Here is a 25,928-nt window from a genome sequence, read left to right on the forward strand (position 1 = left end):
TAATCCTTAGGTCAGTCTGGGGGAGTGGAGCTGAACGGCTGTCCGCCGGACGGCAGGACAGTACCATCAAGGACAACGGTACCGGCTTCGAGTTGCAGGCGGCCGTCAACAAACCACTGGGCGGCCAGCGGGTAGATGCGGTGTTCCAGCTGGTGCACTCTCTGTGCCAGGTTCTCGGCGCTGTCACCGGGCAGGATAGGGGTACGGGCCTGGATGATGACCGGGCCGCCATCCAGCTCGGAGGTGACGAAGTGCACGCTGCAGCCATGCTCTGTATCGCCGGCATCCAGTGCGCGCTGATGGGTATCCAGCCCCTTGTATTTGGGCAACAGCGAGGGGTGGATGTTGAACAGGCGGCCGATGTAGCGATCGGTGAACTCCGGCGTCAGGATGCGCATGAAACCGGCCAGGACCACCAGGTCGGGCTGATAGCGGTTGATCACTTCGGCCAGCGCCCGGTCAAAGCTGGGCCGGTCCGGATAGTCGCGATGTGACAGCACATGGGCCGGTACGCCGGCGGCTTTAGCCCGCTCAAGACCATAGGCATCGGCCCGGTTGCTGATGACGGCACTGATCCGTGCCCGTTCGGGCTGGTCGGCGAAGTGGTCCAGCAGCGCCTGCAGGTTGCTGCCGGAGCCGGAGATCAGCACGACAATGGATTTGGCCGGCATGCTCAGTGCTGCTTGAGGTTGTTCAGGACGATCGCCGGGGCATCAGCTGCGGCTGCATTGATCTGGCCGATCACCCAGGGTTGTTCGCCGCTGGCTTGCAGGTGCTCCAGTACGCGCTGCTGGTCTTCGGCGGCAACACAGATGATCATGCCGACGCCGCAGTTGAGCACGCGGTGCATTTCGGTTTCGTCAACGTTGCCCTGTTCCTGCAGCCAGTCGAAAATCGCCGGACGCTGCCAGCTGGCCACATCCACCACTGCCTGGGCGTTGGCCGGCAGCACACGGGGAATGTTCTCCAGCAGGCCGCCACCGGTGATATGGGAAATGGCCTTGACCGCACCGGTCTCGCGGATCAGCTTGAGCACCGGCTTGACGTAGATGCGGGTCGGCTCCAGCAGTAGTTCGACCAGCGGCTTGCCGTCTACCTGTGTGCTATTGATGTCGGCGCCGGCCACCTCGATGATCTTGCGTACCAGCGAGTAGCCGTTCGAGTGCGGGCCGGACGAGGGCAGGGCGATCAGCACGTCGCCGGCAGCGACCTTGCTGCCGTCGATGATGTCGGCCTTTTCCACCACGCCGACGCAGAAACCGGCCAGGTCGTAGTCTTCGCCTTCATACATGCCGGGCATTTCCGCGGTTTCACCGCCCACCAGCGCACAACCGGCCTGCTCGCAGCCTTCACCAATACCGGTGACCACGTCTGCGGCGACATCCACGTTGAGCTTGCCGGTAGCGTAGTAGTCGAGGAAAAACAGCGGCTCGGCACCGCAGACCACCAGGTCGTTGACGCACATGGCGACCAGGTCGATGCCGATTTTCTCGTGGCGATTGAGGTCGATGGCCAGGCGCAGCTTGGTGCCGACACCGTCAGTGCCGGAGACCAGCACCGGCTGCTTGTAACCGGCAGGGATTTCACACAGGGCACCAAAACCGCCCAGCCCGCCCAGCACTTCGGGGCGGGCGGTACGCTTGGCCACGTGCTTGATGCGCTGGACCAGGGCTTCACCGGCGTCGATGTCGACACCGGCGTCTTTGTAGCTCAGGGAGGGTTTTTGAGTGCTCATGCGGGAACCTTGCCGTAGGAAAAACAGAAAGGCGCAATTTTAGCAGGCTTGGCTGCAAGGGGCTACGGCGGGAAGGGATTGTCCTGTGATTGCGACAGGTGCAGCTGCTCCTGCTCGCGGATCAGTTGTTGCAGGTGCTGGTGCAGGCGTTTTTCCAGCTCGGCGGTGATTTGCGGGGTAAAGTCGCGGATGATCTCCTGCAGCAGGCTTTCTGCTTGCTGCATCAGCAGCGGGCGCAGGCTGTGCAGGGGGTCGGCAGGCGTGGCCGGTGCGACCACATCCTGCAGCAGGGGAATGGCGCCGAGGTCACAGGCAGGGTCCGCCAGCATGTCGTGCAGGCCGGTCAGTTCGGCCAGCAAGTCGGCGGGACGGGAATTGTCGTCAGGCTCCATGACACACCTCAGAGTTCAACGCGCTGCGGCTGGAAGCCGAGTTTACGATAATGCAGAAAATTTGTCCGGCTCTGCTGCAGCAGTTCCGGTGTCTGGCAGACCAGCTCGATCACGCGGTCAAGCTGATCGACGCGCGGTGCCGGCTGCATGCACAGGTTGATCAGGACGCTGTTGTCCTGCACCGGCCAGCAATCGATACCCAGCACGACAGGTGCCGACGGATTGTCGTCAAAACGGCTGTGCGGCATGAAGAACTGCGGGCGCAGGTGCCAGAGCATATCGTCCATCTGTGCCAGTTGGGCATCGTCGCTGCACAGCACAAACACCGGCAGGCCGGCCAGCCAGGCGCGCCGCACCAGCCGGCAGGCGAGCGTCAGGCGCGCCTGTGGCTGGCTGTCCTGGCTTACATAGAAGTCAATGCGCACCGGCCTGGTCCAGCAGGAAGCGGGTCAGCAGGGGAACAGGACGCCCTGTGGCACCCTTCTCCTTGCCGCCGCTGATCCAGGCGGTACCGGCAATGTCCAGGTGCGCCCAGGGGTAGTCCTTGGTGAAGCGCGACAGGAAGCAGCCGGCGGTGATGGTGCCGGCCTTGGGGCCGCCGATGTTGGCCATGTCGGCAAAGGGGCTGTCGAGCTGCTCCTGGTAGTCGTCAAACAGCGGCAGTTGCCAGGCGATGTCTCCGGCCTGCTTGCCGGCGGCCAACAGCTGGCCGATCAGCTCGTCGTTGTTGCCCATCAGGCCGCTGGTCTTGTCACCCAGCGCAACGATACAGGCACCGGTCAGGGTGGCGATGTTGACCACGGATGCCGGGTTGAAGCGCTTGACGTAGGTGAGGGCGTCACACAGCACCAGACGGCCTTCGGCGTCGGTGTTGAGAATTTCCACGGTCTGGCCGCTCATGCTGGTGACGATGTCACCGGGCCGGCTGGCACCGCCGCTGGGCATGTTCTCGGCGCAGGTCAGTACACCGATCAGGTTGATCGGCAACTGCAGCTCCAGGGCGGCGGTCATTACGCCGAGCACGGTGGCGGCACCGCACATGTCGTATTTCATTTCGTCCATGCCGGCACCGGGCTTGAGGCTGATGCCGCCAGTGTCGAAGGTAATGCCCTTGCCGACCAGCACATTGGGCTGACGGTTCTCGTCGGCACCACGGTAGTTGAGTACGATCATGCGTGGCGGCTGGTCGCTGCCACGGGCCACGGCCAGCAGTGCGCCGGCACCGAGCTCTTCCAGTTGCTTCTCTTCCAGCACTTCAACCGTCAGCGCCGGGTTGTTGGCTGCCATTTCCCGGGCCCGTTCGGCCAGGTAGCGCGGGTGGCAGATGTTGGGCGGCAGGTTGCCCAGATCACGGGTGACCTGCATGCCGGCGACAATCGCCCGGGTTTCGGCACAGGCCTGGCGCACTTCCTGCTCGTTGGCGGCATCGGTCAGCAACTCGATGTGTTCCAGTTTGGCCGGCTCGGCCTTCTCGCTCTTGAACTGGTCGAAGCTGTACAGGCCGCTGGCCAGGGTTTCGCAGGCTAGCGCGGCGGTACTGGCGCTGGAGCGGCCTTTCACCTGCAGGCTGTCCAGCACCAGAGTCGCCTGTTCGCTGTTCAGGGGTTTGAGCTGGGCCAGTACGCTACTCATGATGCGGCGCAGGTGGCGATCGGCGAGCTGTGGTTCCTTGCCCAGACCGACCAGCAGGATGCGGCGGGCAGCCGCTCCGGTCAGTCCCTGAACGAGCAGGATCTGGCCGGCCTTGCCCTGGATGTCGCCGCTTTCCAGCAGGCGGGTCAGGGCTCCCGCGCTGGCCTGGTCGAGTTGCCGGCCAGCGGGGCTGAGCGCCAGATCTTCGCCAATGCCCAGCACCAGGGTGCCGGTTTCAAGCTGCTGTACAGGTTCCAGGGTTACGGAGAAATCCATGGTAAATCTTCCTCAAGACAAAGGATGCAAGATGCTGGATAATAACAGGCTGTCGCCCATTAATGCATCCCTGCCCGCTGTACACGGAGTGGATTCCTTGATTGTTTTTCGTTATCTGGCCAGAGAAGTATTCCTGACCCTGAGTGCGGTCAGCGTGGTATTGCTGGTCATCATCATGAGTGGCCGTTTCATCAAGTATCTGGCCCAGGCCGCTCAGGGGCTGCTTGACCCGGGCGTACTATTCTTGATCATGGGTTACCGGATTCCCGGCTTCCTGCAGCTGATCCTGCCGCTTGGTCTGTTCCTTGGCATATTGCTGGCCTATGGCCGGCTCTATCTGGAAAGCGAAATGACGGTGCTGACGGCCACCGGCATGAGCCAGACCCGGTTGCTGGGTTACACGCTGATTCCGGCGACGCTGATTGCACTGCTGGCCGCGCTGCTCAGTTTTTCCCTGACCCCGATGGGTGTGCGCGAGGTGGCGACCATCCTGCAGGAGCAGGATGCCCTGACCGAGTTCGATACCCTGGTACCGGGCCGTTTCCAGTCGATGAAGGACGGTGTGCGGGTAACCTATGCCGAAGACCTGACTGGCGGGCGTGAACGCCTGCAGGGCGTGTTCATCAGCGATCTGGGCAAGAACACCCGGGGTGAGGACAACAAGATCACCCTGCTGGCTGCCCCCACCGGGTACCAGCAGGTGCTGGAAGACGGCAGCCGCTACCTGGTCCTGGAGGACGGCTACCGCTATGACGGCAATCCCGGCGAAGCCGATTACCGCATGATCAAATACGACACCTATGCCGTGCTGCTGCCCAAACCCTCGGTGGTCCTGGCTTCCAGTGACCGCGAAAGCATGCGTACCAGCGAGCTGATGGCGAGTACCCAGCAAAAAATGCGCACCGAGCTGCAATGGCGGTTGTCGATTCCGCTACTGACTTTTGTAGTTACCCTGCTGGCGGTTCCGCTGTCGCGGGTCAACCCGCGCCAGGGCCGCTTCCTCAAACTGCTGCCGGCGATTTTCCTCTATATGGCCTACCTGGGGCTGCTGATTGCCAGCCGTGATGCGCTGGACAAGGGCCGCATACCGTCGGCGCTGGGCATGTGGCCGGTGCACGGCCTGTTCCTGCTGATCGGGCTGGGCCTGATGTACTGGGACAACCTGCGGCTGTTGCTGGCGCGCCGGGGTTCGGCCAGCCGGCTGAAGGAGGCGCAACATGCGTAAGCTGGACCTGTATATCGGCACCACCGTGCTCTGGTCGATTGTTGCCGTGCTGCTGGTGATCACCGGACTGGCGGTGCTGTTTGCCTTCATTGACCAGCTGGGTGACCTGGAAGGCGGTTATACGCTGAAGGAAGCGCTGATTTATGTAGCTCTGACCACGCCTCGGCGGCTGTATGACGTGCTGCCGATGTCAGCGTTGATCGGTTGTCTGGTCGGGCTTGGCAGCCTGGCCAGCAGCAGCGAGCTGACCGTGATGCGGGCTGCCGGTGTATCGCTGACGCGGATTGTCTGGGCGGTGATGAAACCGCTGCTGTTGCTGATGGCGCTGGGGCTGGTGATTGCCGAATACGTGGCACCCTGGAGCGAGGTGCAGGCGCAGGCACGCCGCTCGCTGATCCAGGCCGAGGGCAAGACGCAAAGCTCGAAGCACGGCATGTGGCATCGTCAGGGCCACGAGTATATCCACATCAACTCGGTGCAGCCCGATGGCCGGCTGATTGGCGTCACCCGTTACGAGTTTGATGACGAGCGCCAGCTGGTGCGTTCCAGCTTCGCCCGTGAGGCCCGCTTCGTAGATGACGGCCAGTGGCTGCTCAAGCGCGTGGCGGCAACCCGCCTGTTCGAGCGTCACAGCGAGGTTGAGCAGCTGGCCGAGGAGCGCTGGAACATAGCCCTGACGCCGCGGCTGCTCAATACCGTGGTGATGGAGCCGGATGCGCTGCCGATTTCCGGTCTGTGGAGCTATGGCCGTTATCTGGCCGACCAGGGCCTGAGTGCCGGGCGTTACTGGCTGGCGTTTTGGGAGAAGCTGTTGCAACCGGTGGTGACCGGGGTGCTGGTGCTGATGGCGATTTCCTTCATTTTCGGCCCGTTGCGTTCGGTGACGCTGGGCCAGCGGCTGTTCACCGGTGTGGTGGTGGGTTTTGTCTTCCGCATCGTACAGGACCTGCTGGGGCCGGCCAGCCTGGTGTTCGGTTTTGCGCCGCTGGTGGCGGTGCTGGTGCCGGCGGCGGTGTGTGCCGTGATCGGGCTTTGGTTGTTGCGGCGGGCAGGCTAAGAGTTTTTTGTTTGCCTGTGGTGTCGCGTGCCGTGTGAGTCCTGCGCAAAGCTGACGCTGACGCTGCCACAGCCTGCGGCCATGGCGCTGATGCTTTAATTTACGGTATGGCGTGTAATGTGCGAATGAATTCGCACCCGAAGGACCCCGGCAGCAAACGGCTGCAGTTGCCAAACAAAAACCTGCTGGTTAAAGTGGCTCCCCCTGATTTTTTGCTTAAGAACACTTAGATGACTCCTCTCGAACGCTATCAGCAAGACTTGCAACGTCCGGACTTCTTTCGTGATGCCGCCCAGGAAAATGCGGTGCGTCACCTGCAGCGCCTCTATGACGACCTGCTGAGGGTCGAGCCGCCGCAAAAGAAGAGCGCGCTGGCCCGCATGCTGGGACGCAAGGAAACGGCAGCACCGGTCAAGGGGTTGTATTTCTGGGGCGGAGTCGGGCGTGGCAAGACCTATCTGGTCGATACCTTTTTCGATGCCCTGCCATTCGAAGACAAGATGCGCACCCACTTCCACCGTTTCATGAAGCGGGTGCATGAAGAGCTGCGCAAGCTGGCCGGCGAGAAGAACCCGCTGACCACCATTGCCCGCCGCTTTGCCAACGAGGCGCGGGTGATCTGCTTTGACGAGTTTTTCGTTACCGACATCACCGATGCCATGATTCTGGGCGGACTGTTCGAAGAGCTGTTCAGAAATGGCGTGACGCTGGTCGCCACCTCCAACATAGTGCCGGACGGTCTGTACAAGGATGGCCTGCAGCGCGCCCGCTTTTTGCCGGCCATCGCCCTGATCAAGGAACACACCGAAGTGGTCAACGTCGACAGCGGCATCGACTACCGCCTGCGTGCGCTGGAGCAGGCCGAGCTGTACCACTGGCCATTGTCGCCGGAAGTGGACGCCAAGCTGGACCAAAGCTTCCGCAGCCTGCTGCTGGAAAACTGCAAGATTCTGGAAAACGAGACCCTGATCGTCGAGAATCGCGAGATCGTCGCACGCAAGATCGGCAATGATGTTGCCTGGTTCGATTTTCGCGCCATCTGTGACGGGCCGCGCAGCCAGAACGACTACATCGAGCTGGGCAAGATCTACAGCGCGGTGATCCTGTCCGGCGTCGAGCAGATGGACAGCTACAAGGAAGACGTGGCGCGGCGCTTCATCAACCTGGTGGACGAATTCTATGACCGCAACGTCAAGCTGATCATTTCCGCCGAGGTGGAGCTGAAAGACCTCTATACCGGCAACCGTCTGCAGTTCGAGTTCCAGCGCACCCTCAGCCGTTTGCTGGAAATGCAGTCGCACGAGTTTTTGGCGCGGCCGCACAAGCCGTAGTTACAGGGTTTTTGCACTGCGGTTGCGGGCAGGCCATAGCACTCCCGGCAGGCTGCGCTGGTTCGGCCTGCGGCCAAACCGCTAAATGCCTGCAGGAGCCCTCCGGCCTGTCCAGGCCCACCTTGTGCGGGGTGGAGGAATTTGGCCCGCCATTGGCGGGCTGCTGTCGCGTGCAGCGTTTCGGGCGCAGCGCATTGGTAGGGCGTATGCTTGTATAACTTCGTACGCAACGACGAAACAGGCTTCATCCATTCTGCGAATCATTTTTCAGGCTAACCAAAGGACATCACCATGGCCAATATTGGCGTAATCAATCAACTGACCATTTTGCGTCATGTGGATTTTGGCCTCTATCTGGATGGTGGCGACAGCGGCGAGATCCTGCTGCCGCGCCGGGAAATACCCAAAGACGCCGATACCAGTGTCGGCAGCCAGCTGGATGTGTTCATCTATCACGACAGCGAAGACCGTTTGGTGGCCACCGGGCGCAAGCCTCGGGCGATGCTGGGCCAGTTTGCCGCCCTGCGCGTGGTGGATATCAACCGCACTGGCATCTTTCTTGACTGGGGGCTGACCAAGGACTTGTTCATGCCGCACTCGGAAGAGAAACGCCCGCTGCAAACCGGTGATACCGTGCTGGTGCATGTCTATCAGGACGTACATACCGGGCGTCTGCTGGCCTCGGCGCAGCTGGACCGCTTCGCCAGCAGTGATGCCGCTGACAGTGGCTATACCGTCAACCAGCCGGTCAGCCTGTGGGTGGCCGAGCGCAATGAACATGGTTACCTGTGTCTGGTCAACGAGACGTATCTTGGTTTGCTGCATCACCACGAGGTGTTCAAACCGGTCAAGATCGGGCAGGGCATGCCGGGCTATGTGCGTGAGTTGCGCCCGGACGGTCGTCTGAGTCTCAGCCTGCAGATGCAGGGTCAGGCGGTACGTGATGAGCTGTCAGAGCGCATTCTGGCCGAACTGGAGGCGCGTGGTGGTGTGCTGGAGTTGAGCGACAAGAGCACGGCCGAGGCCATCGCTGCCGTGTTTGGCGTGAGCAAGGGCAACTACAAGAAGGCCACTGGCGGGTTGTTCAAGCAGGGCCTGATCGAGATCGAACCGCAGCAGATCCGGCTTAAATAGCGGAGCGTTGGCCGTACTTGTCGCTGTCGCTAGGGGCTTCGTGCATGCTGCAGGCCCGAGTCCATCCGTTTGAAGGCTGTTTATTGTGCGAATGAACCTGGACCTACAGGCTGGCCCTGTTTTCATGAATCGGGTTGCGGATCGGGCGGCACGGCATGGAATGCGTCCAGTTGTGCAAGGATATCCTGCCAGATGAGCTGGTAGCTGCGGCGAAAATAGCCGAAGTGGCCGACTTTGTTACCGGGCATGTCGGCCGCACGGTAACGGGTGAAGGTGATCGGCTGGCTGCTGTGAATGTGCTTCCATAGATTGGCCAGATTTTTCTCGGTGGAGATTTCATCGTCATCCGCGGTGATGACATGAACCGGAAACCGGTAGTGGTGGAAATAGGGATCACCCGGATAAGCGGCAATAACTTCCGGATCGAAAAGAAAGTCCTTTTTGCCGCACCAGTAGCCCCATTCCCGCGCCAGTTGTGGCGGCAGATCTTCCATCAGTCCCAGGGATTTCGCCTTGACGTAGCCGAACAGTGCGCTGGACAGCGGTGCAATCAGTTTGAAGAACAGCAGGGCCTTGAACCGGTAGACCGGTGGCATGTTCCAGAAGTAGCCGGTGGACGAGGCGACCGCAACCAGCCCGCGCAGCTGGTTACAGTTGGCTGCAAAGCCCAGCTGCTGCCCGCCCGCGCTATGAGCCACGCAATACAACGGCAAGCCGGCAAACAGCTCGCCAGCCTTGTCGAGTGCCGCCGGAATGTCGAGGCGGCCAATATCGGAAAAACGGATTTTACTGCCGGCCAGACGTTCGTTGCGTGACTCGCAAAAGCCACGGTAATTCCACAGCATCACACTGTAGCCGTGTTCGGCGAGAAATTCGGCGAAGGGAGCATAAAAACCGGTCCAGGTGGCTGTGCCGGGGTTGAGCAGCACAGCCGCTTTCGGGTTTTTCGCCGGGAAGACACGGCCTTTCAGCAGGGTGCCATCCTGTGCGTTGAATTCTATGTTCATTGTTGTTGTTATCCGGATGTTGCGTGTTGCGCGATGTTAGCAGCTTGATGTGCCTGTTTCTAATGCAGAACCGGATCGTCATAAAGGGACCGGCGATCGCATCTGTCATCGCCGGGAATTGCGTCATGCACAAGCCCGGCAAAGGCAGCCCGTGATCCGCCGCTTTTTGTTAGACTGCACACCTTTTACTGCAATTGAATATGGCGGTCGATGATGCGGCGTGGGTTGATCATTGCTGGTGTGGTGTTGCTGCTGGTGGTACTGGGCCGGGAATACTGGCGCGGCGTCGAAGTGCAGGCTCTGGAACTGCAGTTGCAGCCGTTGCAGCAGTGGGTGGTAGCCAGTGGCCAGGTACGCAACCAGTCACTGGCGCGCATCGGCAGCGAAATCACCGGTACCGTGGCCCGGCGTTATGTGCGCGAAGGGGACCAGGTGCAGGCGGGCGACCCGCTGATCAGCCTGCGCCGCGACGAGCTGCAGGCCCAGTACGAACAGGCGCAAACCGCGCTGGTGCAGTTGAACAGCCAGCTGTATCCGCAAGCCCGGCAAAGCGCGCAGGAAGCACGTCTGGCCTGGCAGCAGGCCGTGCGTGAAGCCGAACGCCGCAAGACGCTGGCCGGGCAGGGAATGATCTCTGCCGAACAGGCGGAACAGGCCGCTCATCTGGCGCAAACACGTAAAACGGTATTGGCCCGTGCCGAACTGGCCGAACAGGCACTCCAGCCCGGTGGCAATGAGGAGCAGCTGCTGCAACAACGCCTGCGCAATGCCCGGGCCAATCTGGACAAGACCGAAATCGTTGCCCCCTTTGCCGGCAAGGTGCAGACCCGTAATGTCGAGCCGGGCGACCAGGTGCAGCCGGGCAAGGTGCTGCTGGAGATCGCGCGCAGTGACGGCCTGGAAATCATTGCCGCCGTTGATGAAAAACATATTGCGCCCTTGCAGCTGGGCCAGCAGGCGGTGGTGATTGCCGATGCCTGGCCCGGGCATGAGTTGCCGGCGAGTATCAGCTTCATGGCTCCGGCGGTGGACGAAAGCAGCGGCACACTGGATGTGCATTTGCAGGTCGAAGACGGCGAACAGTTGTTGCGGCTGGGCATGACCGTGTCCGTCACCGTATACACCGCCCGCAAGGAACGGGCGCTGGTGGTGCCGCGTGACTATCTGCAGCATGACAGGAACGGCTGGTATGTGCTGATACTGCAGGACATGCAGGCCGAGCGCCGCCCGGTGCAACCGGGATTGCAGGCAGGCACGCAGGTGGAGCTGGCCAGTGGCGTGCAGGAGGGTGATTTGTTGCTGTTGCCCGAAGCCGTGCCAAAGAAAAATCGCCGCTTGCGCCTCGCGCAAATGCCGGACAGTGGAGCAGGGCAATAATGCTCGCGCGTTTCTGGATCGAGCGCCGCATCGCCTGGCGCTTCATGGTGGAAAACCCGCTGCAAACCCTGCTGATCAGCATCGCCATTGCCGTGGGCACGGCCGTGATCATTTTCATTACCACCCTGATGAACGGCCTGCAGCAAAACACCATCAACAAGACCCTCGGCAGCCAGCCCCATGTCAGGCTGGAAGCCACCCGGCTGTATAACCGCTTGCCGGCAGTGCGGGACGGTCAAATATTGCAGCTGGAGACCATGCGGGCCCAGCCGCTGCAGCGCATCGACAGCTGGCAGGCGCTGGTGGCCGATCTGGACGCGATTCCCCAACTGATGGCGGTATCGCCGGTGGTCACGGGGCCGGCGCTGGTGCAGAAGGGGCGGGCGACCGCTTCGGTGGTGGTCAACGGCATTGACCCGCAGCGCTATGAGAAAATCATCAACCTGCCCGGCCACATGGTGCAGGGGCGCTTCCAGGTCGGCAGCGAGGATGTGCTGGTCGGCAGCGAGCTGGCGCGTGATCTGGGCCTGCAAGCCGGTGACAAGCTGCGCCTGCAGGCCGGTGATGGCCGTACCGCCCTGTTGCGGGTGGCCGGCATTTTCAGCATGGGAGTGCAGGAACTGGACACCCGCCAGCTGTATGTCGACCTGAAACAGGCGCAGACACTGCTTAATCTGAGCGGTGGCATTACCGCGCTGGACGTCAAGATCAGCGATATTTTCACCGCCCGGGAATGGGGTGGTCGCCTGCAGCGCCTGACCGGGCTGCACGTGAAAAACTGGATGGACAACAACAGCCAGCTGCTCAACGCCCTGCGCTCGCAGAGCATGACCACACAGATGATCCGAGGTTTTGTCGGCCTGGCGGTGGGGCTTGGTATTGCCAGCGTGCTGGCGGTCAGCGTGGTGCAGCGCACCCGCGAAGTCGGCATCCTGCGGGCAATGGGCAGCACCCGCGACCAGATCCTGCGGGTGTTCCTGACCCAGGGCGCGATGCTCGGTGCCATGGGTGCGGTGTTCGGCATGGCCGGCGGCTATGGCCTGATTTATCTGTTCAACAACTTCGGCTCGCGGCTGTTTTCGGTGTCGGTCCAGGCCGAGGTCACCATCACTGCGCTGTTCATCGCCATCGGCAGTGGCATCCTGGCGGCTGCATTGCCGGCGCGGCGGGCCTCGCGTTATGACCCGGCCGAGGCGATCCGCTATGTCTGAGGTGGTGCTGCGGCTGCAGGATGTGAACAAGGTTTTCGAGCCAGATACGCCTCGGGCGGTGCATGTGCTGCATGACATCAGCCTTGAGCTGCATGCCGGCGAGCTGACCGCACTGATCGGCCCGTCCGGTTCCGGCAAGAGCACCTTGCTCAACCTGATGGGGCTGCTGGATACGCCCAGCAGCGGCGAATTATGGATTGACGGGCAGGCCACGGCACGGCTGGACGATGCCGGCCGCACCCGGCTGCGGGCGCACCATATCGGCTTCGTGTTCCAGTTTCACCACCTGATCGGCGCCTTCAGTGTGCTCGACAACGTGCTGATGCCGTTGATGCTGCAACAAGGCAAGCCCGCTACCGCACAACTGGATTATGCACGCCACCTGCTTGATGCCGTCGGCTTGCCGAACATAGAGCAGCGCTCGGCCAAGGCACTGTCGGGCGGGCAGCAGCAGCGGGTGGCAATTGCCCGTGCGCTGGTCGGCAAGCCGGCGCTGCTGCTGGCAGACGAGCCGACCGGCAACCTGGACACCCAGACCGCCGAAGAGGTGTTTGCCCTGTTTGAGCAGTTCAACCGCGACACCGGCTGCGCCACCCTGATCGTCACCCACGACCCGCGCCTGAGTGCCCGTTGCCCACGGGTGATCGAGCTGCTTGATGGCCGCATCGTTTCGGAGCCTGGCGCATTATAGACTGGTATCCGGATGCCTTTTGATGCTTTCGTGGTGGAGTCAATTTTTCGTCTTTGGCGATTTTAGAAAAACTACTGGCTGCGTAACCTGCTGAAAACAATCTTAAAAATACCTGTTGGCACAAGCATTGCTTTGTCTGTGCCAAGAGAGATTTCAGCAGGAGATGCAACATGAGCATCAGTTTCAGCAAGGCATTGGGCATCCATGAGCAGGCCCTGGGTTTTCGTGCCCAGCGTGCTGAAGTGCTGGCCAACAACATTGCCAACGCGGATACGCCCAACTTCAAGGCCCGTGACCTGGACTTTGCCAGCGTGCTGGCCAGCCAGGCCCAGCGGCAGGTCGGTGGCGGCACCTCGCTGGAACGCACCCGCTGGCAGCATTTTGATGCCGATGGCGTGGAGCTTGCCGACCCGGCGCTCAGGTTCCGCAATCCGCATCATGCATCCATTGACCAGAACTCGGTCGACCTGCAGGTCGAACAGTCCCATTACGCCGAAAACGCGGTCCAGTTCCAGGCCAGCTTCACCCTGCTCAACAACAAGTTCAAAGGGCTGGTGACGGCCCTGCGTGGCGAATAAGCGAGGTATTCATCATGTCCTTATCCAGTGTTTTCCATATTGCCGGTAGCGGCATGAGTGCCCAGAGCACCCGGCTGAATACCATTTCCAGCAACATTGCCAATGCCGAAACGGTGTCATCGAGCATCGACGAAACCTACCGTGCGCGTCACCCGGTGTTCGCCACCGTGTTTGCTGAAAACCTGAAAGGCAATGCCAGCCAGCCATCGCTGTTTGCCGAGCATGACCAGGCCGGCAAGGGCGTACAGGTGCGCGGTATCGTCGAAGACCAGAGCGAACTGCAGATGCGCTACGAACCGGACCATCCGGCCGCCAACGATCAGGGGTACGTGTTCTACCCGAACGTCAACGTGGTGGAAGAAATGGCCGACATGATCTCGGCCAGCCGCGCCTTCCAGACCAACGTCGAAATGATGAATACCGCCAAACAGATGATGCAGCGTGTGCTCACCCTGGGCCAGTAACGAGGAGATAGACCATGACAGCTTCGGCAGTAGGTGCAGCAAGCACGATATGGGACGAGTACAGCCACAAGGTTGACCGCGAGGTCAACAAGGACCTGGGCAAGAACGAGTTTCTTGAACTGCTGGTGGCCCAGCTCAACAACCAGAACCCGCTCGACCCCCAGGACAACGGCGAATTCGTCGCCCAGCTGGCACAGTTCAGTACCCTGGAGGGCATCGAAAAGCTCAATGACAGCATGGGCGATATCATCAGCAGTGTGCACTCCTCGCAGGCGCTGCAGGCGTCCAGCCTGGTCGGACGCAGCGTCATCTTTGCCGGCGAGAAGGCGGTGGTGAACACCGACGAGGAGTTCAAGGGCAGTGTGCTGGTGCCGCAAAGCTCGAGCAATATTTTTGTCAGCGTCTATGACGAAGCAGGCACCCTGGTCAACCGCATCAACCTTGGCGCGCAGGAAGCCGGCAACCAGAGCTTTACCTGGGATGGCACCAACAGTGATGGCGAGCAGATGCCGTCAGGTACCTACAAGTTCAAGGCCGAAGGGTCCTTTGATGGTGAAACCCAGGGGCTATACACCATGCTGCCGGCCCGGGTGGAAAGCGTCACCCTCAATCCGCAAGGCGGGGACATGCTGTTGAATATCGCCGGGTTGGGCACCTTGCCCCTGTCACAAGTGCAGATTATCGGTCAGTAACAATTTTTAGCCGTCGCCCCGGGCGATCAAGGAGTCAACATGTCGTTCAATATCGGTTTAAGCGGCTTGCGTGCCGCCACCAAAGACCTCAACGTAACCGGTAACAACATTGCCAACGCCGGCACCGTGGGCTTCAAGCAGTCCCGGGCCGAGTTTGCCGATGTCTATTCAGCCACGGTGATGGGAACCGGCAAGAACCAGCAGGGCAGCGGTGTGCTGCTGGGCAATGTGTCGCAGCTGTTCAACCAGGGCAACATCAACTACACCCAGAACCCGATGGACCTGGCCATTAACGGCAACGGTTTCTTTCAGGTCAGTAATAACGGTGCCTTGAGTTATACCCGTGCCGGCTTTTTTGGTACCGACAAGGATGGCTTCATTGTCGACAACTTCGGCTATAACCTGCAGGGCTACCGGGTTGACAATAATGGTCACTTGCAAACCGGCGTCATTGGCAATTTGCAAATCCAGAAGGCCAGCCAGGACCCCAAGGCAACCTCGGAAATTCGCCAGGCCTACAACCTGAACTCGACCAGCAACGTGCCGCCGAATTCTCCTTTCCTGGCATCCGACCCGGGTACCTACAACTCGTCGACCTCAACCAATATTTATGACAGCCAGGGTAATGCCCACACCTTCAGCCAGTATTTTGTCAAAACCGGCCCCAACAACTGGACCATGAATGTGCTGATTGATGGTGCGCACCCGCATGCCGGTGTCGCCAACCTGGCAGCGAAAACCGCGAAAGAGCAGGCAGGCTCCACGCCGCAGGATATAGCCAATGCGGCGATCAACGCGCTGGACCCGACCTCGGATTTTGGTATCCGCATGACGACCGAGCTGAACGCGTTGATGGCGCAAACCCCGCCGCCATCGGCCGAGCAGGTAATGGCAGCCATTACCCGGGTCGGCAACAACTCGCCGATCAGCCTGAATGTGGCCTTTGACAGTGCGGGCAAGATGCTGCCGATTGATCCGGCAACCAACCCTTCATTGTTTGACCCCGCGGCGGGTGGTGCTGCCACTGTTGACCAGTTCTGGGAGCTGAATCCTGACGGTACCGTGACGTTGCGTGCGGGGCAGTGGACGCCGGCGACCATGAGTGATGACAAGCCGCCTGTGGCACTGGCCAACGGCTCGGTGATGAATGCCACCGGGGTGTTGCTCGACATGCGCAGCGCCAGCCAGTTTGCCAGCGCTTTTGCCGTCACCGAGGTGGCGCAGGACGGTTACACCACCGGTGAGCTGTCAGGCGTCGAGATTGATGATACCGGGATGATCTTTGCCCGTTACACCAACGGGCAGTCGAAGGTGCAGGGGCAGGTCATTCTGGCCGATTTTGCCAACGTGCAGGGCCTGACCCCGGTGGGCAAGACGCAATGGGTGCAGTCGCTGGAATCCGGCGAGCCGGTACGTAACCCGGGCCGCACCGGCACCCTGGGAGCGATCCAGTCGGGTGCGCTGGAAGACTCCAACGTCGAGCTGTCGGACCAGCTGGTTAATTTGATCGTGGCGCAGCGCAACTACCAGGCCAACGCCAAGACCATTGAAACCAACAGCGCCATCACCCAGACCATCATCAATATCCGTTAATGGTCCCGGAATGAAAAAGCGCGCCCTGTTTTGCAGGACGCGCTTTTTTGTGTCTGTCGCTTGGGATTGGCCGGGCGTCAGTCCTGTACGCGGCGGGCCTTGAGGATGACCACCTGTTCGGCAGGAACATTCTGGTGCATGCCATAGTTGCTGGTCGGCACTTCGGCGATTTTGTCCACTACATCCATGCCGCTGACCACCTTGCCAAATACCGCGTAACCGAAATCTCGGCCGCCATGGTTGAGGAAGTCATTGTTGCCGTGGTTGATGAACCACTGCGAGGTGGCGGAGTCGACCGCCTGGGTGCGGGCCATGGCAATGGTGCCACGATCGTTTTTCAGGCCGTTGTCGGCCTCGTTCTTGATCGGTTTGTTGGTGGGGCGCTGCTGCATGTACTTGTCAAAACCGCCACCCTGGATCATGAAACCCTTGATGACGCGATGGAAGATGGTGCCGTCGTAGCGCTCTTCGTCCACATAGCTGAGGAAGTTCTCGACGCTGAGCGGAGCTTTTTCCGCGTTCAGTTCCAGTTCGATGTCGCCCAGGCTGGTGCTGAGCAGGACACGGGGATTGTCGGCGGCCCACAGCGGGCTGGACAGGATCAGGGTGCTGGCAAGCAGGATTTTTTTCAGCATGGCAAGTACTCTTGGATGCGCCCGGGCGCAATCTGGTGATTGAAGGACAATGGCCCATTGACCAGCCGATGGCGGGCGGGTTCCCCTGTCCGTTGTTTTCAGTGGGGAATTCTAGCCTGAAAGAGCAACGGCGTCAGCGGCCTGTGCCGTCAATTTTCATGTTGTCGCCCATTGGCTGTGGCAGCACCTGCCAGCAATCCGCTTGCGCTGGCGGCTGTAGTGCTCAGCAGCGGTGGTAAAACCGCTATACTCTGCGCCCCATTTGAGACGAAGCGCGGAGATTCCATGCAGGCTGTCCCCCTGACCCGGATTGACGAGGAAAAAAACTGGCAAACGATACTGGCCGAAGCGGTACGTGACGGACACGAATTGTTGCGCCTGTTGCAACTGGAGCACAGTGAGCTGGCCGGTCAACTGGGCGGTGATGGGGATTTTCCGGTGCTGGTGCCGCGCCCCTTTGTCGCCCTGATGCAACAGGGCGATGTCCGGGACCCGCTGTTGCGGCAGGTGCTGGGCCAGCAGGAAGAAAACCGGCAGGTGCCCGGTTACGTGACCGATCCGCTGGGCGAGCAGCCGGCCAATGTGCGGCCGGGCGTGGTACACAAATACCATGGCCGCGTGCTGCTGATTGCAGCCGGCGGCTGCGCGGTGAATTGCCGCTACTGCTTCCGCCGCCACTTTCCCTACGCCGACAACCGGGTAGGGCGCAAACAATGGCAGGAAGCGCTGGAATATGTCGCCGCCGATGCCAGCATCAGCGAGGTGATCCTCAGTGGCGGTGACCCCCTGCTGCTGGATGATGCCGCACTGGCGAGGCTGTGCGGACAGATCGCCGATATCGGCCATGTCCGCCGCCTGCGCATTCACACCCGGGTGCCGGTGGTGATTCCGCAGCGCCTGACACCGGCACTGACCGGGATGCTGGCCGACTCGTGCCTGCAGGCGACGGTGGTGCTGCATGTCAACCATCCGGCCGAGATTGGCCATGAGCTGGTGCGGCGCCTGGAGCCGATGCGCCGGCAGGGCGTGACCCTGCTTAATCAGAGCGTTTTGCTGCAGGGCGTGAATGATGATCCGGAGGTGCTGTGCCAGCTGAGCGAGGCGCTGTTTGCCGCCGGAGTGTTGCCGTATTACCTGCATCGTCTGGACCGGGTGCAGGGCGCGCACCATTTTGCCCTACCGGACGAACGTGTTGGCGAGCTGTATCGTTACATGAAAGAACACCTTCCGGGGTACCTGCTGCCACGGCTGGTTTGCGAAGAAGCCGGCCAGCCGCACAAGACCCTGCTGATGGTCTGAGGCCGGCTGCCCGGCGGCGTCCCGGATTGTCGGGGCGGTCAGGCAATTTCCGGCAGGCGGATTTCGTCGCTGCGGGTGCAGCCTTCGGTCAGCTGGGTGCACAGCTGCAGAAACTCCTGCATGGCACGGGTCTGGAATTTCTGCTGGTGCCAGATGAAGGAGAACGGCCGGCCCAGCTCCAGCTCGGGTGTTTCCAGCGCCACCAGGCTGCCGCGCCGGAAGGCATCACGCAGAGCCAGACGGGAGATGCAGCCGATGCCCAGCCCGGACTCGACCGCCCGCTTGATTGCCTCGGTGTGCTCCAGCTCCAGCAGGGGCTTGAGGTGCAGGTCGTGGGGCAGCAGGGCGTTTTCGAAAGTGCGCCGGGTACCGGAGCCCTGTTCACGCAGAATCCACACTTCCTGCTGCAGCTCCTGCAGGCTGGCCTGTCCGGCAGCGGCCAGGCGGTGGCCCGGTGCGCAGAACACCACCAGTTCATCATGCACCCAGGGCGTAACCTGCAGATCGGGATGCTGGCACTGGCCCTCGATCAGGCCCAGGTCGAGGCTGAACTCGCTGACCTGCTCGATGATGTGTTCGGTATTGTTGACGTGCAGGCGCATCTTGCATTCCGGGTGGCGCTGCATGAAATGGCTTACCAGCAGGGTGGCAAGGTAGTTGCCAATGGTCAGTGTTGCCCCCACATTGAGGGAGCCGAAGCCTTGCTGCCCCCTGAGCAGGGCATCAATGGCCTGGGCCTGTTCCAGCAGGGCGCGTGCCTGTGGCAGCAGCTCCAGACCAAGGGCGTTGATCAGCAGGCGTTTGCCGGCACGGTCAAACAGCTGACAGTTGTAGTTGCGTTCCAGCTCGTTGAGTGCGGTACTGGCAGCCGGTTGAGACATGGCCAGACGTTCGGCGGCGCGGGAGACGTTCTCCTGCCGGGCGATTTCGGTAAATACCTGAAGCTGGCGCAGCGTCAATCTCATATTCGTTATCCTGATAAGCTCTATATTTTTAATTCATTTATCAAATTTAGAGCTTAAGCCTATAATACCGGGTACGCAATCACCCTCTTCACTAAAGGAAGCCCGTCATGAGCAATCTCAACACTGAGCGCGTACTCAGCGTACACCACTGGAATGATAGCCTGTTCAGTTTCAAGACGACCCGTGACCCGGGCTTGCGTTTTGAAAACGGCCAGTTTGTCATGATCGGCCTTGAGGTGGAAGGACGGCCGTTGATGCGGGCTTACTCCATTGCCAGCCCCAACTATGAAGACCATCTGGAGTTCTATTCGATCAAGGTGCCCAACGGGCCGCTGACCTCGCGCCTGCAGCACTTGCAGGTCGGGGACAATATCCGTATCAGCAAGAAGCCTACCGGCACACTGCTGCTCGACGACCTGCGTCCTGCCAAGCACCTGTACCTGCTGGCGACCGGCACCGGGCTGGCACCTTTTTTGAGTCTGATCCAGGAACCGGAAGCCTACGAGCGCTACGAAAAGGTGATTCTGGTGCACGGCGTGCGCTTTGTCAGCGAGCTGGCCTATGCCGAGTTCATCACGCAGCAGCTGCCCGAGAACGAGTTTTTCGGCGAACAGGTGCGTGACAAGCTGATCTACTACCCGACGGTGACCCGCGAACCGTTCCGCAATCAGGGCCGGATTACCGAACTGATGCGCAGCGGCAAGCTGTTCGAGGACATCGGCCTGCCCCGCATCAACCCGCAGGATGATCGCGCCATGCTGTGTGGCAGCCCGGCGATGCTGGATGACCTGGACCAGATGCTGACCAATGAGTTCGACCTGAAAGTCTCGCCACGGCTGGGTGAGCCGGGTGACTTTGTCATCGAGCGGGCGTTTGTCGAGAAGTGATTCCTGACAGCTGCTGTGTGCCGGGAGCCGGCACATGGCAGGCCCGGTTTCCATGGTTCCCGGGCCTGAACAAAAACGCCGTGCAAATCTGCACGGCGTTTTTGTTTGTGTGGCAATTACTTTCTGAAAGCTTCCAGCACACCCTTGAGCAGGCTGCCGGTGGCCTTGGCCGGGTTGGCACGGAGGCTGGCTTCCTGCTCGCCCAGCACGCCAAACAGGGCGTCCAGCGCCTTGTCGGTGACATAGTCCTCGGCTGACAGGCTCTGTTTCTTGCCCAGCCCCAAGCCCAGCCCGCTGGCCTGGCCGGCGAGCTGATTGTACTGGCTGATCAGCGGCGAGCCGGCGGTGGTCTGTTTCACGATCGGCAGGAAGCGCTCGCGCAGCTGCTCGCGGCTGGTGCGGCTGAGGTACTCGGTGGCCGCCGTCGGATGGCTGGACAGGATCTGGCTGGCGTCCTGCAGCGTCATCTGGCGGATGCTGTTGACCAGCAGCTCACGGGCATGCGGAATGGCTTGCTCGGCGGCGCTGTTCAGGTTGTTTTCCAGCTCGTCGACCATGGCTCCCTGGCCCAGGTTGCGCATCAGTTTGGCCGGCTTGTCCAGGGCCTTGGGCAGCGGTATGCGCCATTTCGCGTTCTGGCTGAAGCCACCGCTTTGGCCCAGCTGGCTGATGGCCAGCTCACTGCCCTGTTCCAGCAGGGCTTTCAGGCCATCGGCGGCCTGCTTGCCGGTCAGTGCCGTTGCCGCCAATGCCTGGCTGCACAGCAGCACCAGCAGAAAGGCGGCAGAACTTTTACCGAGTTTAGTCAACATGATGCAAAGCCTCCGCTGGCAGTCTGGACGCCGCTGCCGCATCCAGGTAGATGCGCACGTTGGGGTGAAGCTTGAGGGCCGATGCCGGCATTTTCGGGTCGGCCGGTGTGCGGTATAGCAGGTTCATGACGTCGGCTTTGTGCTCTCCGGTGGCGACCAGGACAATTTCCCTGGCATCGAGAATGTCCTTGATGCCCATGGTGATGGCGTGAGTCGGCATTTCGTCGGTATTGTCAAAGAAGCGGCTGTTGTCGAGACGGGTGTTTTCCGACAGCTCGATGACGTGGGTCAGGCTGTCAAAGGGGGTGTCGGGTTCGTTGAAGCCGATATGGCCATTGGTGCCCACGCCCAGCAACTGGAAGTCCAGGCCGCCGGCACTGGCAATGGCCGCGGAATAGTTCCGGCATTCGTGGTCCGGATCGCTGCTCATGCCGTCGGGCAGATGAATCTGGCTGTCATCCAGGCCGAGCCGGTCAAACAGGTGATGGTGCATGTAATAGTTGTAGCTTTGCGGGTGGCTGGCCGGCAGGCCGATATATTCGTCGAGGTTGAAGGTGGTCAGGCGGGACAGGTCGGGAGCGTCTTTTTGCATGCGCTGCAGGAGTCGCGCGTAAACCGGCTCCATGGTGCTGCCGGTGGCCAGGCCGAGCCTGCAATCGGGCTTGTTGCGGATCAGTTCGACAAGGTGCTGGCTGAGATGGTCGGCAATGGCGGCTGGGGAGGAAAAAACGAAAAACATGGGAGTGGTCCACTTCTGGCAGAAGATCAATGGGTGAATGCAGTATACAGACCGCCGTTTTTAGCGTCAGTTGTTTTTAGTGTGAACAGCCGCGCAGATTTCATGCAGGCGGCGCTGTACGGGTTGCTGGATCAAACCGGCAGGTGCCGTCTTATTTGACATGGGTAGTGCTTGGCGTGACAGCGGGCAGTGGATCATGCGCCAGCCCCTGCAGGATGCCGCATTCTGCCGCCGGATGCTCGTCCAGACACAGGGCACGCAATGTGTGCAGTTGGCGGGCCAGCTCTTGCAGCTCGCGGATGCGGGCCTCGACATGACCAATATGCTCGTCAAGTACCTGGTTGGCAGTCAGGCAGGTTCCAGCCGGGTTGTCACGTACTTCGAGCAGGGCGCGGATTTCCTGCAGCGACAGGTCCAGTGCGCGGCACTGGCGAATGAATAACAGGCGCTCCAGCTGGGGCTGGCCATAATGGCGATAATTGGCCGCTGTGCGGGCGGGCTCCGGCAGCAGTTGCTCGCGCTCGTAATAACGGATGGTTTCGACCGGGATGCCGGCTTGTCGCGCCAGTTCTCCAATACGCATGCTTGACTCTGTAGTGGCTTCAGGGTTTTAAATACTGGCATCAACGTTGCGTGGTGGCCAGCCGGCTGCTGCTAAAGGAGGACGCATGTCCGATTCACATCATCACGACGACCGGTGCTGTGCACCGGATCTTGCGCCGCACCCGGCAGGGCCGGAACCGGCAGCGCAAGCAGGTCATGAAAAGAGTACCCTGCAAATCGAGCAGATGGACTGCCCGACCGAAGAGCGCCTGATCCGTGACCGGCTGGCGCGCAACCCGCATGTCAGCGCCCTGCATTTCAACCTGTTGGAACGCCTGTTGCAGGTGCATCATGCCCCCGGCCAGCTCGACTCGGTGGTGGCCGATATTGCCGCAGTCGGCATGCAGGCGCTGCCTTTGCAGGCCGGCACCGGTGCACCGGGCGCGGAAGAGGGCAGCAACAGGGGCGAGATCTGGCGGCTGGCTGTTGCCGGGCTGCTGGCGGCCATAGCCGAGGGTGCCGAGCTGATGCAGGCGGGCAACATGCTGTGGACTTTGCTGCCGGCGCTGGCCAGCGTGCTGCTGATTGGCGGGCCGATCATCCGCAAGGGCTGGATTGCCATCGCCAATCGCAACCTGAACATCAACGCCCTGATGAGCATTGCCGTCACCGGCGCTTTCCTGATCGGTCACTGGCCGGAGGCGGCCATGGTCACCTTCCTGTTTGCCCTGGCCGAGCTGATCGAGGCACGCTCGCTGACCCGGGCCCGCGATGCGGTACGCAGCCTGATGGTGATGACACCGGACAGCGCGCTGGTGCAGCAGCCTGACGGCAGCTGGCAAGAGCAGGCGGTCGCGGTAGTTGCCGTTGGCAGCCTGATCCGTCTGGCACCGGGCGGACGGGTGGCACTGGACGGCGAGATTGTCGAAGGCAGCTCGGCGTTCGACCAGTCCTCGATTACCGGTGAAAGCCTGCCGGTCGAGCTGGAGGCGGGTGACCGCATCCATGCCGGCTCGCTCAATACCAGCCACGAGGTGCTGTATCGCAGCACGGCGCGGGCTGATGACAGCCTGCTGGCCAAAATCATGCACCGGGTGCAGGAAGCCCAGGCCAGCCAGGCACCAACCCAGCGCTTTGTCGATGCCTTCGCCCGCATCTATACGCCGGTGGTGGTGATCATCGCCATGCTGGTAGCACTGTTGCCCCCGTTGTTTGCCGGTGGCAACTGGCTGGACTGGCTGTATAGCGCCCTGGTGTTGCTGGTCATCGCCTGCCCTTGTGCGCTGGTGATATCGACTCCGGTGGCCGTGGTCAGTGCGCTGGCGCAGGCGGCACGGGCCGGCATCCTGGTCAAGGGCGGTGTTTATCTGGAGCAGGCACGGCTGCTGGACGCGGTGGCCTTTGACAAGACCGGCACCCTGACCATTGGCCAGCCACAGCTGGTACGGCACCAGGAAGTGCGGACAACGACACTGCCGGTGGAACAGCTGGCGGCAAGCCTGGCTGCCCGCTCCGACCATCCGGTTTCCCGTGCCATTGCGGCCGGCCTGGCACAGCCCGGCTTGCTGGCGGTGGAGAGCTTTGCCGCCCTCGCCGGGCGTGGCGTGCAGGGCATGATTGATGGCCGGCAGTACTGTCTGGGCAATCAGCGCATGCTGCAGGAACAGCAGCTGCTGCATGACGACGAGATTCGACAGCTTGCCGGCTTGCAGGAACAGGGCCTGAGCGTCAGCCTGCTGGCCGACAGCGACGGGTTGCTGGGCTGGTTTGCCGTGCAGGACCCGCTCAAGCCGGCAACCGCCGATGCAGTCCGCGAGCTGCACGGGCTGGGCCTGCAGACCCTGATGCTCAGTGGCGACAACCGGCAGGTGGCCGGCAGCATTGGCGTGGCTGCAGGCATTGAGCGGGTGCATGCCGAGCTGTTGCCGGAAGACAAGCTGCAGCTGATTGGCGATTTGCAGCGACAGGGGCTTAAGGTGGCCATGGTCGGCGACGGCATCAACGATGCACCGGCGCTGGCCCGGGCCGATATCGGCGTGGCCATGGGCGCGGCCGGTACCGATACTGCGGTGGAAACGGCGGATGTCGCCCTGATGGATGACGACCTGCACAAACTGGCGCAGCTGATCCGCCTGTCACGGCGTACAGCGCTGATCCTGCGGCAGAACATCAGCGTGGCGCTGGGCCTGAAAGTGGTCTTTTTGCTGCTGGCGCTGGCCGGCCAGGCCACCATGTGGATGGCGGTGTTTGCCGATGCCGGTGCCAGCCTGCTGGTTACGCTGAATAGCCTGCGCCTGTTGCGCAAGCAAGCTGGCAAATGAAGCCGTCCAGCTGCAGCAGGCTCAGCCCGGCCTGCGACCAGCCCCACCAGGCCAGTGCCAGCAAGGCAAGCAACAATAGCGAGGTCAGGACGTAGACAAGCTGTTTGCGCATGGGATGTCCCTCCGTACCGGTTGTTCCCTGATCGGCAGGTTGAGCAGCGCGGCGATCAGGCTGAGAACGATCGACACCTGCCACACCAGGTCATAGCTGCCGCTCTGGTCATACACCCAGCCGCCCAGCCAGCCGCCGGCAAAGGAGCCCAGCTGGTGGAACAGAAAGGCGATGCCGGCCAGCATCGACAGGTGCTGTACGCCAAACAGCGTGGCAATGGTGCCGTTGGTCAGCGGCACCGTCGACAGCCAGAGCAGCCCCATGGTGATGCCGAACAGGTAAGCGGAAGTTTCGCTCAATGGCAGGAAGATGAACAGGCTGATCACGATTGAACGGCTGAAATACAGGATGGCCAGCAGTCGGGGTTTGGCGAAACGTCCGCCGAGCCAGCCGGCAACCCAGGTGCCGGCAATGTTGAACAGGCCGACCAGTGCCAGCACCATGGTCCCGGTTTGTGCCGACAGCTGCTGGTCGATCAGGTAGGACGGAATGTGTACTCCGATGAACACCACCTGGAAACCGCACACGAAATAACCCAGTGACAGCCACCAGAACGGCTTGTGCCGGCCCGCCTCCAGCAATGCGGCACCCAGCGCCTGGCGCTGTCCGCCGCTGCCATCGTGTAGCGGTTTTTCCCGCAACAACGGCACCAGCGGCACGATCAGCATGATCAGCATGGCGCAGGCCAGCAGCGCTGCCGACCAGCCCAGCCACTCGATCAGCCCGAGGGTGCCCGGCAGCATGGCGAACTGGCCGAATGAGCCGGCGGCACTGGCAATACCCATGGCCATGCTGCGTTTTTCCGGGGCAACGCTGCGCCCGACCACTGACAGCAGCACAGCGAAGGAAGTACCGGACAGGCCGAATCCGATCAGCAGGCCGGTACTCAGGTAAAGGACGCCGGGCGAGGAAGCGACCGACATCAGCGCCAGCCCGGCAACGTAGGCCAGCGCGGTGACCAGTACGGTCGGGCGCACCCCGTAGCGGTCGGCAAAGGCACCGGCAAAGGGCTGCACCAACCCCCAGACCAGGTTTTGCAGGGCAATGGCAAAAGCAAAGGTTTCCCGTCCCCAGCCGAACTCCAGGCTCATCGGCTGCAGGAACAGGCCAAAGGCATGACGCACGCCAAGCGACAGGGCAAGAATGATGGCGCAGCCCGGCAGCAGCCAGCGGGTACTGTGATGAAATTTCATGGTGTTTTCCTGTAATGCAGCAGCAGA

Annotated in this window: 27 protein-coding genes; 14 read left to right on the forward strand and 13 right to left on the reverse strand. The window is 61.4% G+C overall.

The features are described from left to right. Positions 1-11 precede the first annotated feature (11 nt). From purN to AR306_RS04540, 5 genes are all read right to left on the reverse strand, one after another. Positions 12-671 carry a phosphoribosylglycinamide formyltransferase gene (gene purN, locus AR306_RS04520; protein ID WP_101496359.1) on the reverse strand — a complete coding sequence of 220 codons (660 nt, stop codon included), beginning with the start codon at positions 669-671 and terminating at the stop codon, positions 12-14. A gap of 2 nt (positions 672-673) precedes the next feature. Further along, entirely contained in the window at positions 674-1,735 is a 1,062-nt protein-coding gene (gene purM, locus AR306_RS04525; protein WP_101496360.1) for a phosphoribosylformylglycinamidine cyclo-ligase, read from the reverse strand. Between the two features lie 62 nt (positions 1,736-1,797). Further along, positions 1,798-2,127 (reverse strand): hypothetical protein, encoded by a 330-nt coding sequence (locus AR306_RS04530; protein ID WP_101496361.1) that lies wholly within the window; start codon positions 2,125-2,127, stop codon positions 1,798-1,800. 8 nt (positions 2,128-2,135) lie between these two features. Further along, positions 2,136-2,552, reverse strand: coding sequence for a DNA polymerase III subunit chi (locus AR306_RS04535; protein ID WP_101496362.1), 417 nt, complete (start codon positions 2,550-2,552; stop codon positions 2,136-2,138). After that, the gene (locus AR306_RS04540) at positions 2,542-4,035 is read right to left on the reverse strand and encodes a leucyl aminopeptidase (protein WP_101496363.1); all 1,494 of its coding nucleotides are present in this window, start codon (positions 4,033-4,035) and stop codon (positions 2,542-2,544) included. The genes AR306_RS04535 and AR306_RS04540 overlap by 11 nt, the downstream gene beginning before the upstream one ends. Positions 4,036-4,132: 97 nt before the next feature. Between AR306_RS04540 and lptF the strand changes: the two genes are divergently transcribed. The 4 genes from lptF (at position 4,133) to AR306_RS04560 (ending at position 8,782) form a co-directional block, all read left to right on the forward strand. Then, positions 4,133-5,260, forward strand: coding sequence for an LPS export ABC transporter permease LptF (lptF, locus tag AR306_RS04545; protein ID WP_101496505.1), 1,128 nt, complete (start codon positions 4,133-4,135; stop codon positions 5,258-5,260). After that, positions 5,253-6,317 carry an LPS export ABC transporter permease LptG gene (gene lptG, locus AR306_RS04550; RefSeq protein WP_101496364.1) on the forward strand — a complete coding sequence of 355 codons (1,065 nt, stop codon included), beginning with the start codon at positions 5,253-5,255 and terminating at the stop codon, positions 6,315-6,317. The genes lptF and lptG overlap by 8 nt, the downstream gene beginning before the upstream one ends. Before the next feature lie 230 nt (positions 6,318-6,547). Further along, the gene (gene zapE / locus AR306_RS04555) at positions 6,548-7,648 is read left to right on the forward strand and encodes a cell division protein ZapE (protein WP_101496365.1); all 1,101 of its coding nucleotides are present in this window, start codon (positions 6,548-6,550) and stop codon (positions 7,646-7,648) included. Between the two features lie 291 nt (positions 7,649-7,939). After that, positions 7,940-8,782 carry a CvfB family protein gene (locus AR306_RS04560; RefSeq protein ID WP_101496366.1) on the forward strand — a complete coding sequence of 281 codons (843 nt, stop codon included), beginning with the start codon at positions 7,940-7,942 and terminating at the stop codon, positions 8,780-8,782. A gap of 122 nt (positions 8,783-8,904) precedes the next feature. Here AR306_RS04560 and AR306_RS04565 read toward each other — a convergent pair whose 3' ends face one another. Then, positions 8,905-9,789, reverse strand: a complete 885-nt coding sequence (locus AR306_RS04565) for an alpha/beta hydrolase family protein (RefSeq protein WP_101496367.1) — start codon at positions 9,787-9,789, stop codon at positions 8,905-8,907. Between the two features lie 210 nt (positions 9,790-9,999). Between AR306_RS04565 and AR306_RS04570 the strand changes: the two genes are divergently transcribed. From AR306_RS04570 to AR306_RS04600, 7 genes are all read left to right on the forward strand, one after another. Beyond that, positions 10,000-11,166: an efflux RND transporter periplasmic adaptor subunit gene (locus AR306_RS04570; protein WP_101496368.1), complete on the forward strand. Its 1,167-nt coding sequence runs from the start codon at positions 10,000-10,002 to the stop codon at positions 11,164-11,166. Next, positions 11,166-12,377, forward strand: coding sequence for an ABC transporter permease (locus AR306_RS04575; protein ID WP_101496369.1), 1,212 nt, complete (start codon positions 11,166-11,168; stop codon positions 12,375-12,377). Before AR306_RS04570 ends, AR306_RS04575 begins: the two co-directional genes overlap by 1 nt. Continuing rightward, the gene (locus AR306_RS04580; protein ID WP_101496370.1) at positions 12,346-13,068 is read left to right on the forward strand and encodes an ABC transporter ATP-binding protein; all 723 of its coding nucleotides are present in this window, start codon (positions 12,346-12,348) and stop codon (positions 13,066-13,068) included. Before AR306_RS04575 ends, AR306_RS04580 begins: the two co-directional genes overlap by 32 nt. Before the next feature lie 170 nt (positions 13,069-13,238). After that, positions 13,239-13,646, forward strand: coding sequence for a flagellar basal body rod protein FlgB (gene flgB, locus AR306_RS04585; RefSeq protein ID WP_101496371.1), 408 nt, complete (start codon positions 13,239-13,241; stop codon positions 13,644-13,646). A gap of 14 nt (positions 13,647-13,660) precedes the next feature. Then, the gene (gene flgC, locus AR306_RS04590) at positions 13,661-14,110 is read left to right on the forward strand and encodes a flagellar basal body rod protein FlgC (protein WP_101496372.1); all 450 of its coding nucleotides are present in this window, start codon (positions 13,661-13,663) and stop codon (positions 14,108-14,110) included. Positions 14,111-14,124: 14 nt separating this feature from the next. Continuing rightward, positions 14,125-14,802, forward strand: a complete 678-nt coding sequence (flgD, locus tag AR306_RS04595) for a flagellar hook assembly protein FlgD (protein WP_101496373.1) — start codon at positions 14,125-14,127, stop codon at positions 14,800-14,802. Between the two features lie 39 nt (positions 14,803-14,841). Next, positions 14,842-16,395: a flagellar hook protein FlgE gene (locus AR306_RS04600; RefSeq protein ID WP_101496374.1), complete on the forward strand. Its 1,554-nt coding sequence runs from the start codon at positions 14,842-14,844 to the stop codon at positions 16,393-16,395. Between the two features lie 77 nt (positions 16,396-16,472). On the opposite strand, the gene AR306_RS04605 is transcribed toward AR306_RS04600, so the two are convergent. Then, the gene (locus tag AR306_RS04605) at positions 16,473-17,030 is read right to left on the reverse strand and encodes a peptidylprolyl isomerase (RefSeq protein WP_101496375.1); all 558 of its coding nucleotides are present in this window, start codon (positions 17,028-17,030) and stop codon (positions 16,473-16,475) included. Between the two features lie 285 nt (positions 17,031-17,315). Here AR306_RS04605 and epmB point away from each other — a divergent pair, with 285 nt between their 5' ends. After that, a complete protein-coding gene (gene epmB, locus AR306_RS04610; RefSeq protein WP_101496376.1) occupies positions 17,316-18,329 on the forward strand; it encodes an EF-P beta-lysylation protein EpmB in 1,014 nt (337 codons plus the stop codon). Between the two features lie 38 nt (positions 18,330-18,367). Here the strand turns inward: epmB and AR306_RS04615 are convergent, their stop codons facing one another. Further along, on the reverse strand, positions 18,368-19,294 hold the full coding sequence (locus AR306_RS04615; protein WP_101496377.1) for a LysR family transcriptional regulator: 927 nt from the start codon (positions 19,292-19,294) through the stop codon (positions 18,368-18,370). 107 nt (positions 19,295-19,401) lie between these two features. Here AR306_RS04615 and AR306_RS04620 point away from each other — a divergent pair, with 107 nt between their 5' ends. Beyond that, positions 19,402-20,181: a ferredoxin--NADP reductase gene (locus AR306_RS04620; RefSeq protein ID WP_101496378.1), complete on the forward strand. Its 780-nt coding sequence runs from the start codon at positions 19,402-19,404 to the stop codon at positions 20,179-20,181. Positions 20,182-20,297: 116 nt separating this feature from the next. Here the strand turns inward: AR306_RS04620 and AR306_RS04625 are convergent, their stop codons facing one another. From AR306_RS04625 to cadR, 3 genes are all read right to left on the reverse strand, one after another. After that, the gene (locus AR306_RS04625) at positions 20,298-20,993 is read right to left on the reverse strand and encodes a DUF4197 domain-containing protein (protein ID WP_101496379.1); all 696 of its coding nucleotides are present in this window, start codon (positions 20,991-20,993) and stop codon (positions 20,298-20,300) included. Next, positions 20,983-21,732 (reverse strand): glucosamine-6-phosphate deaminase, encoded by a 750-nt coding sequence (nagB, locus tag AR306_RS04630; RefSeq protein ID WP_101496380.1) that lies wholly within the window; start codon positions 21,730-21,732, stop codon positions 20,983-20,985. The genes AR306_RS04625 and nagB overlap by 11 nt, the downstream gene beginning before the upstream one ends. A 151-nt stretch (positions 21,733-21,883) precedes the next feature. After that, entirely contained in the window at positions 21,884-22,315 is a 432-nt protein-coding gene (cadR, locus tag AR306_RS04635) for a Cd(II)/Pb(II)-responsive transcriptional regulator (RefSeq protein WP_101496381.1), read from the reverse strand. A gap of 85 nt (positions 22,316-22,400) precedes the next feature. Between cadR and AR306_RS04640 the strand changes: the two genes are divergently transcribed. Next, complete coding sequence (locus AR306_RS04640; RefSeq protein WP_101496382.1) at positions 22,401-24,596, forward strand: heavy metal translocating P-type ATPase; 2,196 nt, start codon at positions 22,401-22,403, stop codon at positions 24,594-24,596. Here AR306_RS04640 and AR306_RS13295 read toward each other — a convergent pair. Both AR306_RS13295 and AR306_RS04645 read right to left on the reverse strand, forming a co-directional pair. After that, on the reverse strand, positions 24,550-24,708 hold the full coding sequence (locus AR306_RS13295; protein WP_166627899.1) for a hypothetical protein: 159 nt from the start codon (positions 24,706-24,708) through the stop codon (positions 24,550-24,552). The two genes, AR306_RS04640 and AR306_RS13295, sit on opposite strands and share 47 nt — an antisense overlap. Further along, positions 24,681-25,901 (reverse strand): MFS transporter, encoded by a 1,221-nt coding sequence (locus AR306_RS04645; RefSeq protein ID WP_101496383.1) that lies wholly within the window; start codon positions 25,899-25,901, stop codon positions 24,681-24,683. The genes AR306_RS13295 and AR306_RS04645 overlap by 28 nt, the downstream gene beginning before the upstream one ends. Positions 25,902-25,928 lie beyond the last annotated feature (27 nt).

Origin of the sequence: Thiopseudomonas denitrificans (assembly GCF_002866065.1) — a bacterium.
Classification (GTDB): domain Bacteria; phylum Pseudomonadota; class Gammaproteobacteria; order Pseudomonadales; family Pseudomonadaceae; genus Thiopseudomonas; species Thiopseudomonas denitrificans.